This is a genomic window from Azospirillum sp. UENF 112521 (genome assembly GCF_058780665.1).
The window spans coordinates 1-13802 of record NZ_JBSNCI010000007.1; the positions used below are offsets into that span (position 1 = coordinate 1).

Annotated in this window: 11 protein-coding genes; 9 read left to right on the plus strand and 2 right to left on the minus strand. The window is 70.1% G+C overall.

Annotated features, from left to right (window positions below; translation table 11 throughout):
- Positions 1-101: 101 nt before the first annotated feature.
- Positions 102-851 carry an electron transfer flavoprotein subunit beta/FixA family protein gene (locus ACWPN8_RS28745; RefSeq protein ID WP_492243222.1) on the plus strand — a complete coding sequence of 250 codons (750 nt, stop codon included), beginning with the start codon at positions 102-104 and terminating at the stop codon, positions 849-851.
- A 16-nt stretch (positions 852-867) separates the two neighbouring features.
- Entirely contained in the window at positions 868-1818 is a 951-nt protein-coding gene (locus tag ACWPN8_RS28750) for an electron transfer flavoprotein subunit alpha/FixB family protein (protein WP_492243223.1), read from the plus strand.
- 76 nt (positions 1819-1894) lie between these two features.
- On the opposite strand, the gene pcaF is transcribed toward ACWPN8_RS28750, so the two are convergent.
- Both pcaF and gcvA read right to left on the minus strand, forming a co-directional pair.
- On the minus strand, positions 1895-3100 hold the full coding sequence (pcaF, locus tag ACWPN8_RS28755) for a 3-oxoadipyl-CoA thiolase (protein ID WP_492243224.1): 1206 nt from the start codon (positions 3098-3100) through the stop codon (positions 1895-1897).
- A gap of 206 nt (positions 3101-3306) precedes the next feature.
- Complete coding sequence (gene gcvA, locus ACWPN8_RS28760; RefSeq protein WP_492243225.1) at positions 3307-4194, minus strand: transcriptional regulator GcvA; 888 nt, start codon at positions 4192-4194, stop codon at positions 3307-3309.
- A 109-nt stretch (positions 4195-4303) separates the two neighbouring features.
- Here gcvA and ACWPN8_RS28765 point away from each other — a divergent pair, with 109 nt between their 5' ends.
- From ACWPN8_RS28765 to ACWPN8_RS28795, 7 genes are all read left to right on the plus strand, one after another.
- Entirely contained in the window at positions 4304-5467 is a 1164-nt protein-coding gene (locus ACWPN8_RS28765) for an acyl-CoA dehydrogenase family protein (RefSeq protein WP_109448286.1), read from the plus strand.
- Positions 5464-7626, plus strand: coding sequence for an acetate--CoA ligase family protein (locus ACWPN8_RS28770; RefSeq protein WP_492243226.1), 2163 nt, complete (start codon positions 5464-5466; stop codon positions 7624-7626). Before ACWPN8_RS28765 ends, ACWPN8_RS28770 begins: the two co-directional genes overlap by 4 nt.
- Entirely contained in the window at positions 7623-8006 is a 384-nt protein-coding gene (locus ACWPN8_RS28775; RefSeq protein ID WP_492243227.1) for a hypothetical protein, read from the plus strand. The genes ACWPN8_RS28770 and ACWPN8_RS28775 overlap by 4 nt, the downstream gene beginning before the upstream one ends.
- The gene (locus tag ACWPN8_RS28780; protein WP_492243228.1) at positions 8006-8854 is read left to right on the plus strand and encodes an alpha/beta fold hydrolase; all 849 of its coding nucleotides are present in this window, start codon (positions 8006-8008) and stop codon (positions 8852-8854) included. The genes ACWPN8_RS28775 and ACWPN8_RS28780 overlap by 1 nt, the downstream gene beginning before the upstream one ends.
- Before the next feature lie 119 nt (positions 8855-8973).
- Positions 8974-10230 (plus strand): ABC transporter substrate-binding protein, encoded by a 1257-nt coding sequence (locus tag ACWPN8_RS28785; protein ID WP_109448278.1) that lies wholly within the window; start codon positions 8974-8976, stop codon positions 10228-10230.
- On the plus strand, positions 10227-12347 hold the full coding sequence (locus ACWPN8_RS28790) for a 3-hydroxyacyl-CoA dehydrogenase NAD-binding domain-containing protein (protein WP_492243229.1): 2121 nt from the start codon (positions 10227-10229) through the stop codon (positions 12345-12347). Before ACWPN8_RS28785 ends, ACWPN8_RS28790 begins: the two co-directional genes overlap by 4 nt.
- 8 nt (positions 12348-12355) lie before the next feature.
- A complete protein-coding gene (locus ACWPN8_RS28795; protein ID WP_492243230.1) occupies positions 12356-13801 on the plus strand; it encodes an NAD-dependent succinate-semialdehyde dehydrogenase in 1446 nt (481 codons plus the stop codon).
- Position 13802: the final 1 nt, after the last annotated feature.

Genomic DNA, 13802 nt, shown 5'->3' on the forward strand with positions numbered 1-13802 from the left:
CTGCTGGCCCGCCTGCCCGGAACGGGGAATCGCTGATGTCCCTCCATCGGGAGATCGACCGCTTCCTCGCCGACATCAGAGCCGCATAAAGGATACGACCCATGAAAGTCCTCGTCCCCGTTAAGCGAGTGGTCGACTACAATGTGAAGATCCGCGTCAAGGCGGATGGCAGCGGCGTCGAGACCGCCAACGTGAAGATGAGCATGAACCCCTTCGACGAGATCGCCGTCGAAGAGGCGGTTCGTCTCAAGGAAGCCGGCAAGGCGACCGAGATCGTGGTGGTGTCCATCGGCCCGGCCCAGGCCCAGGAGACGCTGCGCACGGCGCTGGCCATGGGTGCCGACCGCGCCATCCTAGTGCAGACCGACGTGACGACCGAACCGCTGGCCGTCGCCAAGGTCCTCAAGGCGCTGGTCGGGAAGGAGGCCCCCGGCCTCGTCATCCTCGGCAAGCAGGCCATCGACGACGACTGCAACCAGACCGGCCAGATGCTGGCCGCCCTGCTCGGCTGGGGCCAGGGCACCTTCGCCTCCAAGATCGCCGCCGGTGACGGCACGGTCGCCGTGACCCGTGAGATCGACGGCGGGCTGGAGACGGTGGAGCTCAAGCTGCCGGCGGTGGTCACTGCCGACCTGCGACTGAACGAGCCGCGCTATGCCTCGCTGCCCAACATCATGAAGGCGAAGAAGAAGCCGCTGGAGACCGTCACGCCGGACAGCCTGGGCGTCGACGTCACGCCGCGCCTGAAGACGGTGAAGGTGACGGAGCCGCCGAAGCGTCAGGCCGGCATCAAGGTGCCGGACGTCGCCACGCTGGTCGACAAGCTCAAGACCGAAGCCCGCGTGATCTGAGGGGAATGAACTGACCATGGCCAACATTCTCGTCATCGCCGACCACGACGGCGCCTCGCTGAAGCCCGCCACGCTGAACGCCGTCACCGCTGCGTCCAAGATCGCCAGCGGAATTGGGGGCGATGTCCACATCCTGGTCGCCGGCAAGGGCGCGCAGGCCGCCGCCGATGCCGCCGCCAAGGTGGCCGGCGTCGCCAAGGTGCTGCTGGCCGACGATGCCGCCTACGAGCATCAGTTGCCGGAGGACGTCGCCCCGCTGGTGGTGTCCACCGTCAAGGCCGGCGGCTACGGCCATGTGCTGGCCGGCGCCACCTCGGTCGGCAAGAACCTCCTGCCGCGCGTCGCCGCACTGCTGGACGTCGCCGCCATCTCCGACATCACCGCCGTGGTCTCCGCCGATACGTTCGAGCGGCCGATCTACGCCGGCAACGCGATCGCCACCGTGCAGTCGGCCGATGCGGTCAAGGTGATCACCGTCCGCACCACCGCCTTCGAGACCGCAGCATCCGAAGGCGGTTCAGCCGCCGTCGAGCAGGTCGCGGGTGCCGGTGCCGCCGGGCTGTCGAGCTTCGTCTCGGCCGAGCTGACCAAGTCGGAGCGTCCGGAACTCACATCCGCCCGCGTGGTGGTGTCGGGCGGGCGCGGCATGCAGTCGGGCGAGAACTTCCCGCTGCTGGAGGCGCTGGCCGACAAGCTGGGCGCCGCCGTGGGTGCCAGCCGCGCCGCGGTGGACGCGGGGTTCGTGCCGAACGACTATCAGGTCGGGCAAACCGGCAAGATCGTGGCGCCGGAGCTGTACATCGCCGTCGGCATCTCGGGTGCGATCCAGCACCTCGCCGGCATGAAGGACAGCAAGGTCATCGTCGCGATCAACAAGGATGAGGAAGCGCCCATCTTCCAGGTCGCCGATTACGGCCTCGTCGCGGACCTGTTCAAGGCCGTGCCGGAGCTGCAGCAGGCGCTCTGACCGCGCAGCGACCGGGCAAAGCGAAAGGGCGGCCTCCATCGCGGGGCCGCCCTTTCGCTTGGTGAGACCTGCCCCCTTACACCCGTTCCAGCAGCAGCGCGATGCCCTGGCCGACGCCGATGCACATGGTGCACAGGGCGTATCGGCCGCCGCGCAGCTCCAGTTCGATCAGCGCGGTGGTGGCCAGCCGCGCACCGGACATCCCCAGCGGATGGCCGAGCGCGATGGCCCCGCCGTTGGGGTTGACCCGCGGATCGTCATCCGCCAGTCCAAGCTCCCGCAGACAGGCAAGGCCCTGTGCGGCGAAGGCTTCGTTCAACTCGATCACGTCGATGCGGTCGAGCGGCACGCCGGTGCGGTCGAGCAGGCGGCGAACCGCCGGGACCGGTCCGATCCCCATCACGCGCGGCTCGACGCCGGCCACCGCAGCACCGACGATGCGGGCGCGCGGCGTCAGGCCATGACGCCTGGCCGCCGCCTCTCCGGCGACGATCAGCGCCGCCGCGCCGTCGTTGATGCCGGACGCGTTGCCGGCGGTCACGGTGCCGCCGGTACGCACCACCGGCTTCAGCGCCGCAAGCTGGTCGAGCGTGGTGTCGGGCCGTGGATGCTCGTCGGCCGTCACCTCGGTGATCGCCCCCTTGCGGCCGGCGACCGGCACGGCGACGATCTCCCGGGCGAAGCGTCCGCTGCGCTGGGCGGCGCCGGCCCGCTGCTGCGAGCGCAGGGCGAAGGCATCCTGGTCCTCGCGGGCGATGCCATAGCGCTCCGCCACCGTCTCGGCGGTTTCCGGCATGGTGTCCACGCCGTGAGAGGCCTTCAGGCGGGGGTTGACGAAGCGCCAGCCCATCGTGGTGTCCTCCAGCCGCATCGAGCGGGAGAAGGCACCGTCGGCCTTGCCCATCACGAAGGGCGCGCGCGACATGCTCTCCGCCCCGCCGGCCAGCAACAGGTATTGTTCGCCCGCGCGCACGCCGCGCGCCGCCAGCGCGATGGCGTCGAGCCCCGATCCGCACAGGCGGTTCACCGTGGTGCCGGGAACCGTTTCGGGCAGACCGGCCAGCAGGACCGCCATGCGTGCGATGTTGCGGTTGTCCTCTCCCGCCTGGTTGGCGCAGCCCAGGATCACGTCGTCGATTGCCGACGGATCGAGGGACGGGTTGCGGTCGAGCAAGGCCCGCAGGGGAATGGCGGCGAGATCGTCGGCGCGCACCGGCGCCAGCGCGCCGGCGTAACGCCCGATGGGCGTGCGCACGGCGTCGCACAGGAATGCTTCGGTCATGGAGTGGGCCTTCCGCTACCCGCCGCCGATGGAGCGGGACGGGCAATTTGTTGGGCAGGAGGATGGTGGCCGGGCGCGGCAGCGATGGATGCGGCCGGCCGCGTCCCCGGCTATCGGAAGTCCGACTATCGGAAGTCCGTCGGATTGCGGCAACTGACATAAACTTGCCGGTGCATAACCTGCGGTAATGGATGCGGCGGCACGTTTCAGCAGGCCGCCACCTGCTCCAGCAGCCAGTTGCGCACCTTCGCGATGCGGGCACGGTCCTGGTGGTTGGGCGGCACCACGAAATAATAGCCGAGGTCGCGGCGCAGGGGCCGCTCGATCGGACAGACCAGGCTGCCGCTGCGCAGTTCGGTTTCCAGCATGGCGGGTTGGCCCATGGCGATGCCCAGCCCGTCCAGGGCGGCCTGATAGGTCAGCAGCGAACTGGGGAACATCAGCGGCTCCTGCGTCTCCGCCATGGTCACGCCGGTCGCCTCCAGCCAGTCCGGCCAGTCGCGCCGCCGGTAGTGGGAATGCAGCAGCGGGTAGCGCAGCAGATCGGCCGGCGCCTTCACCGGCGGGCCGCCGGCCAGCAGGGCGGGGCTGCACACCGGCAGGATTTCGTCGGCGAACAGGAAGACCGAGTCCATGCCCTGCCAGTCGCCGGTGCCAAGTTGGATCGCCGCGTCGACGTTGTCGCGGGCGAAGTCGACCGGCGCCACCGCCGTCCGGGTGCGCAGCCGCAGGTCGGGGTGGTTGGTCTGCAACTGCGGGAGGCGCCGCATCAGCCATTTCGCCATGAAGGTCGCATAGACCTGCAGCTTCAGGGGAGCGGCGGCACGGGCGGACACCAGTTCGGAGGTCGCCTCGGCGATGCAGCGGAAGGCCGGCGCGATCTGCGCCGCGTAGCGCTTGCCCTCGCTGGTCAGGGTCAGGCCGCGGGTCTCGCGGTGAAACAGCCGGACCCCCAGGTAATCCTCCAGCAGGGCAACCTGCCGGCTGACCGCCGGCTGGGTGACGCTCAACTCCTCCGCCGCCTTGGTGAAGCTGCCGTGCCGGGCCGCGCATTCAAAGACGTGGAGCGGATTGAGCGGGGGAACCTGGCGCAACTCACGGTCCATTACATAAGGTTATGTGTGCCCAACAACTAGGAATTTGCCGCTTGTCCGTCAATGAGATTGATTGTCCGTAACGCAAATCGATAGCCCCGTCGGAGCCATGGACTTTCAACTCAACCAGGAACAGCGCGCTTTCGCCGACAGCGTGCGCCGCTTTGCCCGTGCCGAGCTGGCCGCCGACGCGCTGAAGCGCGCCCATTCCCCGGCCTTTCCCTGGGACGTGGCCGCGAAACTGTCGGAGATGGGCCTGCTGGGCATCACCATCCGCGAGGAGGATGGCGGCGTCGGCGGCACGCTGATGGACGCGGTGATCGCCATCCAGGAGTTGGCGCTGGTCTGCCCCAAGAGCGCCGACGTCGTCCAGGCGGGCAATTTCGGGCCGATCCGCACCTTCGCCGAATATGCCAGCCCCGAGCAGAAGGAGCGCTGGCTGGGCGACCTGCTCGGCGGACGCAAGCTGCTGGCCCTGGGCATGAGCGAACCGGACGCCGGGTCGGCCGTCACCGACCTGAAGACCAGCGCCCGCGAGGATGGCGACCATTACGTCATCAACGGGTCGAAGGTCTTTTCCACCCACAGCCCGGAAGCGACGCTGTTCCTGATCTATGTCCGCTTCGCCCCTGGCGTCGGCGGCATCGGTTCGGTGCTGATCGAGCGTGGCACCCCCGGCTTCACCGTCGGCCAGCCCTCCGCCTTCATGAGCGGGGAGGAATGGTGCCAGCTCTATTTCGAGGACTGCCGCATTCCCAAGGCGAATGTCCTGCTGGGGCCGGGCGGCTTCAAGAAGCAGATCGCCGGCTTCAACGTGGAGCGCATCGGCAACGCCTCGCGGGCGCTGGCGCTCGGGCGCCATGCCTTCAACCTGGCCAAGGCGCATGCGGAGACGCGCATCCAGTTCGGCCGCCCCTTGTGCGAATTCCAGGGTCTGCAATGGAAATTCGCCGACATGGCGCTGAAGCTGGAAAGCGCGCAGCTGCTGCTCTACCGCGCCGCCACCAATGCCGACAACGGCCTGCCGTCGGCCTATGAGACCTCCATCGCCAAGCTGTCCTGCAACCTCGCCGGCTTCGAGGTCGCCAACGAGGCCCTGCAGATCATGGGCGGCACCGGCTACAGCCAGGAAGCGCTTGTCGAGTATTGCGTGAAGCGGACGCGCGGCTGGATGATCGCCGGCGGCTCCATCGAAATCCTCAAGAACCGCATCGCCGAAGAGCTGTTCGAGCGCCGCTTCGACCAGCGCCCGCCGCGGGAGAGCCGGTCGTGAGCGGCACCGCCCTCAAAGGCTGTACCGGCGCCGCCCTGGCCGAAGCCCTGCTGCGGCCGCGGTCGGTGGCGCTTGTCGGGGTGTCGGACGACATCGCCAAGACCGCCGCCCGTCCGCTGCGCTTCCTGCGCCGCGCCGGCTATGGCGGCGCGGTCTACAGCGTCAACCCGACCCGCGCCACCGTGCAGGGCGAGCCGGCCTTCGCATCGCTGTCGGCGCTGCCGGAACGGCCGGACCATGCCTTCATCCTGACCGGCACCGATGCGGCCATCGCCGCACTGGAGGAGTGCGGGCGGCTGGGCGTCCCGGTCGCGACCATCCTGGCCGGCGGTTTCTCCGAAGCGGGGGAGGCCGGCGTCGAGCGCGAAAAGCGGCTGGCCGAGATCGGCCGGTCCTATGGCGTGCGCGTGCTCGGCCCGTCCAGCATCGGCGTGGTCAATGTGCAGGAGCGGCTGGTGCTGACCGCCAACGCCGCCTTCGCCGAACCCGACCTGCCGGACGGCGGGGTGTTCGTCGCCTCGCACAGCGGAAGCCTGATCGGTGCGATGCTGTCGCGCGGCAAGGCGCGCGGCGTCGGTTTCGCCGGGCTGGTGTCGGTCGGCGGCGAAGTGGATTTGTCGGTCGGCGAAATCTGCGAGGCGACGCTCGACGACCCGAAGATCGGTGGCTATCTGCTGTTCCTGGAATCGATGCGCAACGCCGACGCGCTCCGCCGCTTCGCTTTGGCGGCGGCCGAGCGCGGCAAGCCGGTGGCGGCCTACAAGCTGGGCCGTTCGGCGGAGGCGGCGGAGCTGGCGGTCTCCCACACCGGCGCGTTGGCCGGGGAGGACGATGTCGCCGACACCTTCCTGCGCGATTGCGGGATCGCCCGGGTGGAGTCCTTCGACGGGCTGCTGGAGATCATGCCGCTGCTCAACCGGATGCCGGTGGCGACCGTGCGGCAGCCCGCCGTCGGCGTCGTCACCACCACCGGCGGCGGTGCGGCCATGGCCATCGACCAGCTGGCCGTCCGCGGCGTGCGGGTCGCCGCCCCCAGCCCGGACACCGTGCGCCGGCTCGCCGAGGTCGGGATCGTGGCAGGGGAGGGGCGCCTGGTCGATCTGACGCTGGCGGGCACCCGCTACGACGTGATGAAAGCGGCACTGGGGGTGATGCAGACCGCGCCGGAATTCGATCTGGTGCTGGCGACGGTCGGGTCCTCCGCCCGCTTCCAGCCCGATCTGGCGGTGGCGCCGGTGATCGACAGCGCGCGCGAGCATGACAAGCCGCTGGCCGCCTTCATCGTGCCGGAAGCACCGGAGGCGCTGCTGCGCCTGAGCGCCGCCGGGGTCCCCTGCTTCCGCGCACCGGAATCCGGCGCCGACGTGATCGCCGCCGCCTTCAACCGCCGGCTTCCCCGCCCCGAACTGGCGACCCCGCCACTGCCGGTTCCCCCGGATGCCGGGCGGACCATCGACGAGGCCGAGGCCTACCGCCTGTTCGCCCGCGTCGGCGTTCCCCATGCGCCGGTCGCGGTGCTGACGGTCGGCGAACCGGTGCCGGAGCTTCCCTTCGCCTATCCGGTGGTCGCCAAGGTCCTGCACCCGGACATCGCCCACAAGACCGATGTCGGCGGCGTGGCGCTGAACATCGCCGATGCCGGCGCGCTGTCGGCCGCCATGGCGGCGATCCGCGACCGGGTCGAAGCCGCGCGGCCGGGGGTGGGCGTGCGCCGGATCCTGGTCCAGCCGATGACCCGCGGCGTGGGCGAGGTGCTGGTCGGTCTGCGCCGCGACCCCCAGGTCGGGCCGGTGGTGATGCTGGCCGCCGGTGGCGTGCTGACCGAGATCTACCGCGACCGTGCCCTGCGGCTGGCCCCGGTGGACCGGGCCACCGCGCTGGAGATGATCGGCGAGGTGAAGGCGCTCCAGGCCCTGGCCGGCTATCGCGGCCGGGCGGCGGGCGACCTCGGCGCCGTCGCCGATGCGCTGGTCGCCGTCTCGCGCCTCGCCCTGCTCGACGACGTGACCGTGCTGGAGGCGGAGATCAACCCGCTGATGGTGATGGCAGACGGGCAGGGGGCGGTGGCGGTCGACGCGCTGGTCCGGCTTACAACGGCGGACACACCCGCCCAATCCCAAGAAGACGACACCGAAACCCGTTCCGGGAGGAACCGATGATGCCCAGGCCGGATGTGCTCTCGCTGCCGGAGCTTGTGAACGCCAATGAACGGCTCGTCCATCGCGGCCGTTTCCTGACCGCGGTGATGCGGCTGGACATCGGCGCCGAGGCCTATCTGATCTCCATCGACCGCGGGCGGATCGCCGAGGTCCGCAAGGGGCCGTTCGTCATGCCGTCCTGGACCTTCGGCCTGTCCTGCCGGGCCGATGCGCTGGCGCGCTTCTGGCAGCCGCTGCCCCCGCCGGGCTTCCACGACCTGTTCGCCCTGCTGCGGCGCGGCGACCTGACCCTGTCCGGCAACCTGCAACCCTTCATGGCCAACCTGCTCTACATCAAGGACGTGATGGCCAGCCTGCGCAGCCCGAAGGAAACCGCCTGATGCGTGCGACGATCGAATCCATCACCGGGCGTTACATGCGGCTGGACTATAAGGGCCGCGAACACCGGATCTATTTCGAGGAGGCGGGGCAGGGCATTCCGCTGGTCTGCCTGCATACCGCCGGGTCGGACGGCCGCCAGTTCCGCGGCATCCTGAACGACCCGCGCATCACCCGCGATTACCGGGTCATCGCCTTCGACCTGCCCTGGCACGGCAAATCCTCGCCGCCCGCCGGCTGGCAGGACGGCGACTACCAGCTGACCAGCGCCGACTACACCGACATCATCCTGACCGTGTGCCGGGCGCTGGAGCTGGACCGTCCGGTGGCGATGGGCTGTTCCATCGGCGGGCGCATCGCACTGCATCTGGCGATGGAGCATGCCGAGGAATTCCGCGCCATCGTCGGGCTGCAATCCTCGGCCCACGTCCATCCCTATTACGACACGACCTGGCTGCATCATCCGGACGTGCATGGCGGGGAGGTCTGCGCCGCCATCGCCGCCGGGCTGGTCGGGCCGAACGCGCCCGACGCCCACCGCTGGGAAACGGTGTGGCACTACATGCAGGGCGGTCCGGGCATCTTCAAGGGTGACCTCTATTTCTACAAGGTGGACGGCGACATCCGCCATCGGCTGAGCGAAATCGACACCAGCCGCTGCCCGCTCTATCTGCTGACCGGCGAATACGACTATTCCTGCTCTCCTGCCGACACGCTGGAGACCGCCGCCTGCATTCCCGGCGCCACCGTGTCGATCATGCCGGGGCTGGGCCATTTCCCGATGAGCGAGGATCCGGAAGGCTTCATCGCCCATCTGCTGCCGGTCCTGAGCGAGATCGCCCACCGCTGAGCCCGGCTCAGACGGCAGGCATTCCGACGGCAGCCATCCGATTGCCGGCGCTTCGACAACAACCGGCCGCCGCCCGCAACGAAGGCGGCGGCCGCCAATTCCCTGGGGAGGGACCAATCATGCGTGCCATCACTGTTCGGGTGCCCGGTCTGCGGGCGCTGACCGCCACGGCCGTCGCGGCGCTGACCATCGGTCTGGCCGGGGGCGGTCTGGCCGGCAGCGCGGCGGCCGAGATTTCCGGCAAGACGGTGAAGATCGGCGTTCTGACCGACATGTCCGGTCCCTATTCCGACAATGTCGGCGCCGGAGCCGTGCTGGCCGCCCAGATGGCGGCGGAGGATTTCGGCGGCAAGGTCAATGGCGCCGCAATCGAGATCGTTTCGGCCGACCACCAGAACAAGGCGGACGTGGGCTCCGGCATCGCACGGCGCTGGTATGACGTCGAGGGGGTCGACGCGATCACCGAGGTGGTGTCGTCCGCCGTGGCCCTGTCGGTGCAGGGGCTCTCGCGCGAGAAGAACCGCATGTTCCTGGCGACCGGCCCCGGCACGCCGGACCTGACCGGCAAGGCCTGCTCGCCCGTCGGCGTGCATTGGGCCTACGACAACTATGCCCTGCCGACCGTCGCCACCACCGCGCTGGTCAAGCGCGGCCTGAAGGACTGGTATTTCCTGACCGCGGACTACAGCTTCGGCCACGCCCTGGAAGGCGAGGCGACCCGTGTCGTCAAGGCCAACGGCGGCACCGTCGTCGGGGCGGTGCGGGCGCCGCTCAACACCGCGGACTTCTCCTCCTATCTGCTGCAGGCGCAGGCGTCGAACGCCAGCGTGATCGGGCTGGCGAACGCCGGGGCCGACATGATCAATGCGGTCAAGCAGGCGGGCGAGTTCGGCATCACCGCCGGCGGCAAGACGATGGCGGCGCTGCTGGTCAATTTGCCCGACATCCATGCGCTGGGGCTGGAAAGCGCACAGGGCCTGACCTTCGCCGAAAGCTTCTATTGGGACATGAACGACGAGACTCGGGCCTGGAGCAAGCGGTTCATGGACCGTTTCAACGGCCGGGCGCCCGGCGGACTTCAGGCGGCGGTCTATGGCGCCGTCACCCATTACCTGAAGGCGATCCAGGCCATCGACAGTGACGACGCCACCAAGGTGGCCGAACAGATGCGCAAGATGCCGATCGACGACTTCTACACCAAGAACGGCTCCATCCGTCCCGACGGGCGGGTGATCCGCGACATGTACCTGATGCAGGTGAAGAAGCCGTCGGAGTCCAAGGGTCCGTGGGACTATTACAAGGTTCTGGAGACGGTGCCCGGCGACAAGGCCTTCCGTCCGATGGACCAGGGCGGCTGCCCGCTGGTGGCGAAGTGACCGGCAGGCCGGCCGAAGTGCTCGGCGACCGGGCCGGCGGAACGGTCCGGCTGGAGCGCGACGGCGGGGTGGCGGTGATCGTCATCGACAACCCGCCGGTCAACGCCGGGTCCGCCGCCGTGCGGCGCGGGCTGCTCGACGCCGTCGCGACGGTCGCGGCCGATCCCGGTATCGAGGCGGCGGTGCTGATCGGCGCCGGCAGGACCTTCATCGCCGGTTCCGATCTGCGCGAGTTCGGCCAGCCGCTGGAGGAGCCGCAGCTTCCCGCCGTCATCGCCGCCATCGAGGCCTGCGCGAAGCCGGTGGTCGCCGCCCTGCATGGGGCGGCGCTGGGCGGCGGGTTCGAGCTGGCGCTGGGCTGCGACGCCCGCGTCGCGGCACCCGGCACGCGGGTGGGGCTGCCGGAGGTGACGCTGGGCATGATCCCCGGCGCCGGTGGCACCCAGCGCCTGCCGCGTCTGGTCGGCGTTTCCACCGCCATCGGCCTGATCTGCGAAGGCCGTCGGGTGGCCGCCGCCGACGCGCTGGCGCTCGGGCTGGTCGATGCGGTGGTGGAGGGGGCGGTGGTAGAGGCGCTCCGCACCGCTGCCGTCGCCCATGCGCGGGGGCTCGCCGGGGCCAAGAACCGGGTGGCCGACCGCACCGTCCCGGCCGAGCCGGCCGAGCGCATCGAGGCCGCAGCCAGTGCCGCCCTGCGCGCCGGCCGCGGGCGTCCTGCGGTGGTGGAGGCGATCCGGGCCGTCCGCGCCGCGGCCGAGCGTCCGCTGGCCGAGGCGCTGGCGGAGGAGCGTGCGGTTTTCCAACGGCTGCGCCTGGAGACAGACGCCTTCGCCCGCCGCCACCTGTTCTTCGCCGAGCGGGATTCGGCCCGCCTTCCCGGATTGGAGGGCGTGGCGGTGCGGCGGCTGGAGCGGATCGGCGTGATCGGCGGCGGCACCATGGGGGCCGGCATCGTCATCGCCGCGCTGGACGCCGGCCTGCCGGTGACGCTGCTGGAACGCGACGCGCAGGCGCTGGAGTCCGGGATGGCCCGGCTGCGCGACCACTACGCCCGCCGCGTCGATGGCGGCAAGATGAGCGCCGGGGAGGCGGGAAAGCGGCTCGCGGCGCTCGATCCGACCACCGACATGACGGCGCTCGCCACCGCCGATCTGGTGATCGAGGCGGTGTTCGAGGATCTCGCGGTCAAGCAGGATCTGTTCCGCCGGCTGGACGCCGTGCTGGCGCCGGGGACGGTGCTGGCATCGAACACGTCCTATCTGGACCTCGACGCCATCGCGGCGGCGACCGGACGGCCGCAGGATGTGGCGGGTCTGCATTTCTTCAGCCCGGCCAACGTCATGCGCCTGCTGGAGGTGGTCCGCGGGGCGAAGACCGCGCCCGACGTCCTGGCGACCGGCATCGCGCTGGCGAAGCGGCTAGGAAAACTGCCGGTGGTGGCGGGCAACGCCTTCGGCTTCATCGGCAACCGCATCTATGCCGCCTACCGCCGCCAATGCGAATTCCTGATCGAGGACGGGGCGCTTCCGGCGGATGTCGACGCCGCGCTGGAGCGGTTTGGTTTCGCCATGGGGCCGTTCGCGGTGGCCGACCTGTCCGGATTGGACATCGCCTGGCGGATGCGTCGGCAACAGGCGGCGATCCGCGATCCGGCGGCGCGCTATGTCGAGATTCCCGACCGGCTGTGCGAGGCCGGACGGTTCGGCCGCAAGACCGGCGCCGGCTATTACCGTTATCCGCCCGGCGCCAAGCGGGGCGAACCGGACCCGGAGGTGACCGCACTGATCGAAGCGGCGTCGGCCGCCAAGGGCATCGTCCGCGCCGCCGTTTCCGACGAGGAGATCGTCACCCGCGTGCTGCTGACCATGGTCAACGAGGCCGCCTGCCTGCTTTCGGAAGGGGTTGCCGCCCGCGCGTCGGACATCGACCTCGTGCTGGTCAACGGCTATGGCTTCCCGGCCTGGGAGGGCGGGCCGCTGTTCTGGGCCGGCCGCCAGGATCCGGCATGGCTGGAAGCCGGGCTGGCGCGGCTGGGAGACCTCAGCGGACCGGGTTTCCGGCTCTGCGATCCGGGCGTGCTGCGCGCCGCCTTGGGTCCATCGAACTTGGCTTTATAGAGGCGACGATGACGAACACCGCCTATCCTGACCTTCGCCTGTGGATCGGTGGGCGCTGGATCGAGGCCGGAGGCCGGACCAGCGAACCGGTGATCAACCCCGCGACCGGCGCGACGCTCGGCCTGCTGCCCCATGCCGGTGCCGACGACGTGGATGCGGCGGTCGCGGCGGCGGCCGATGGCTTCCGGCTCTGGCGGCGGACCAGCGCGGTCGAGCGGTCGGCGCTGTTGCGCCGCACCGCCGACGTGATGCGGGCGGACGCCGGCAGCCTCGCCGCCCTGATCGCGCTTGAACTGGGCAAGCCGCTTGGCGAGGCCGTGCGCGAGGTCGAGACGGCGGCTGGCATGTTCGACTGGGCCGCGGAGGAATGCCGCCGGTCCTATGGCCGCATCATCCCGCCCCGCACGCCGGGCCACCGGCTGATGGCGCTGCGCGAGCCCGTCGGGCCGGTGGCGGCCTTCAGCGGCTGGAACGCCCCGGCGATCACCCCGGCGCGCAAGATCGCGGGCGCGCTGGGGGCGGGCTGTTCCATCGTCATCAAGCCGTCGGAAGGAACGCCGGCCTCCGCCCTCTTCATCGCCCATGCGCTGGCCGAGGCCGGTCTGCCGGCCGGTGTCGCCAACATGCTGTTCGGCAACCCCGGTGCGGTGGCCGAGCGGCTGCTGGAGGCGGACGCCATCCGCATGGTGTCCTTCACAGGCTCGATCCCCGTCGGCAAGCATCTGGCCGCCCTGGCGATGCGGACGATGAAACGCGGCGTGTTCGAACTGGGCGGCCACGCCCCGGTTCTGGTCTTTCCCGACGTGGACGTCGACGCGGTGGCCCGCGGTGCGGCCGCCGCCAAGTTCCGCAGTTCCGGGCAGATCTGCACGTCGCCGACCCGCTTCTATGTTCATCACTCGATCCATGACCGCTTCGCCGCCGCTTTCGCCGACGCGGCAACGGCGATCCGTGTCGGCGATCCCTTCGACGGCGCGACGCAGATGGGGCCGGTGCAGAATGCCCGCCGGCTGGCGGCGGTCGAGGCGCTGGTGGAGGATGCCCGACGGAACGGCGCCACGGTGGCGGCTGGCGGGGGCCGCATCGACCGGCCCGGCTTCTTTTATCGGCCGACGGTGCTGACCGGTGTCACCGACGCCTGCCGGGCCGCCAGCGAAGAGCCGTTCGGACCGCTGGCGCTGGTCGCCTCCTTCCTCGATGCGGACGAGGCGGTGGCATTGGCGAACCGCCTGTCGCTCGGGCTGGCGTCCTACGTCTTCACACGGGATCTCGCGCTCGCCGACCGGCTCTCGGCGGAGATCGAATGCGGCAATGTCGTGGTGAATCATTGGGTGGTGTCGCACCCGGAAACGCCCTTCGGCGGCATCAAGGACAGCGGCATCGGGCTGGAAGGCGGCACCGAGGGGTTCCAGGCGTTTGAACAGGTGAAGTTCGTCAGCCAAGCCCCCCTCTGAT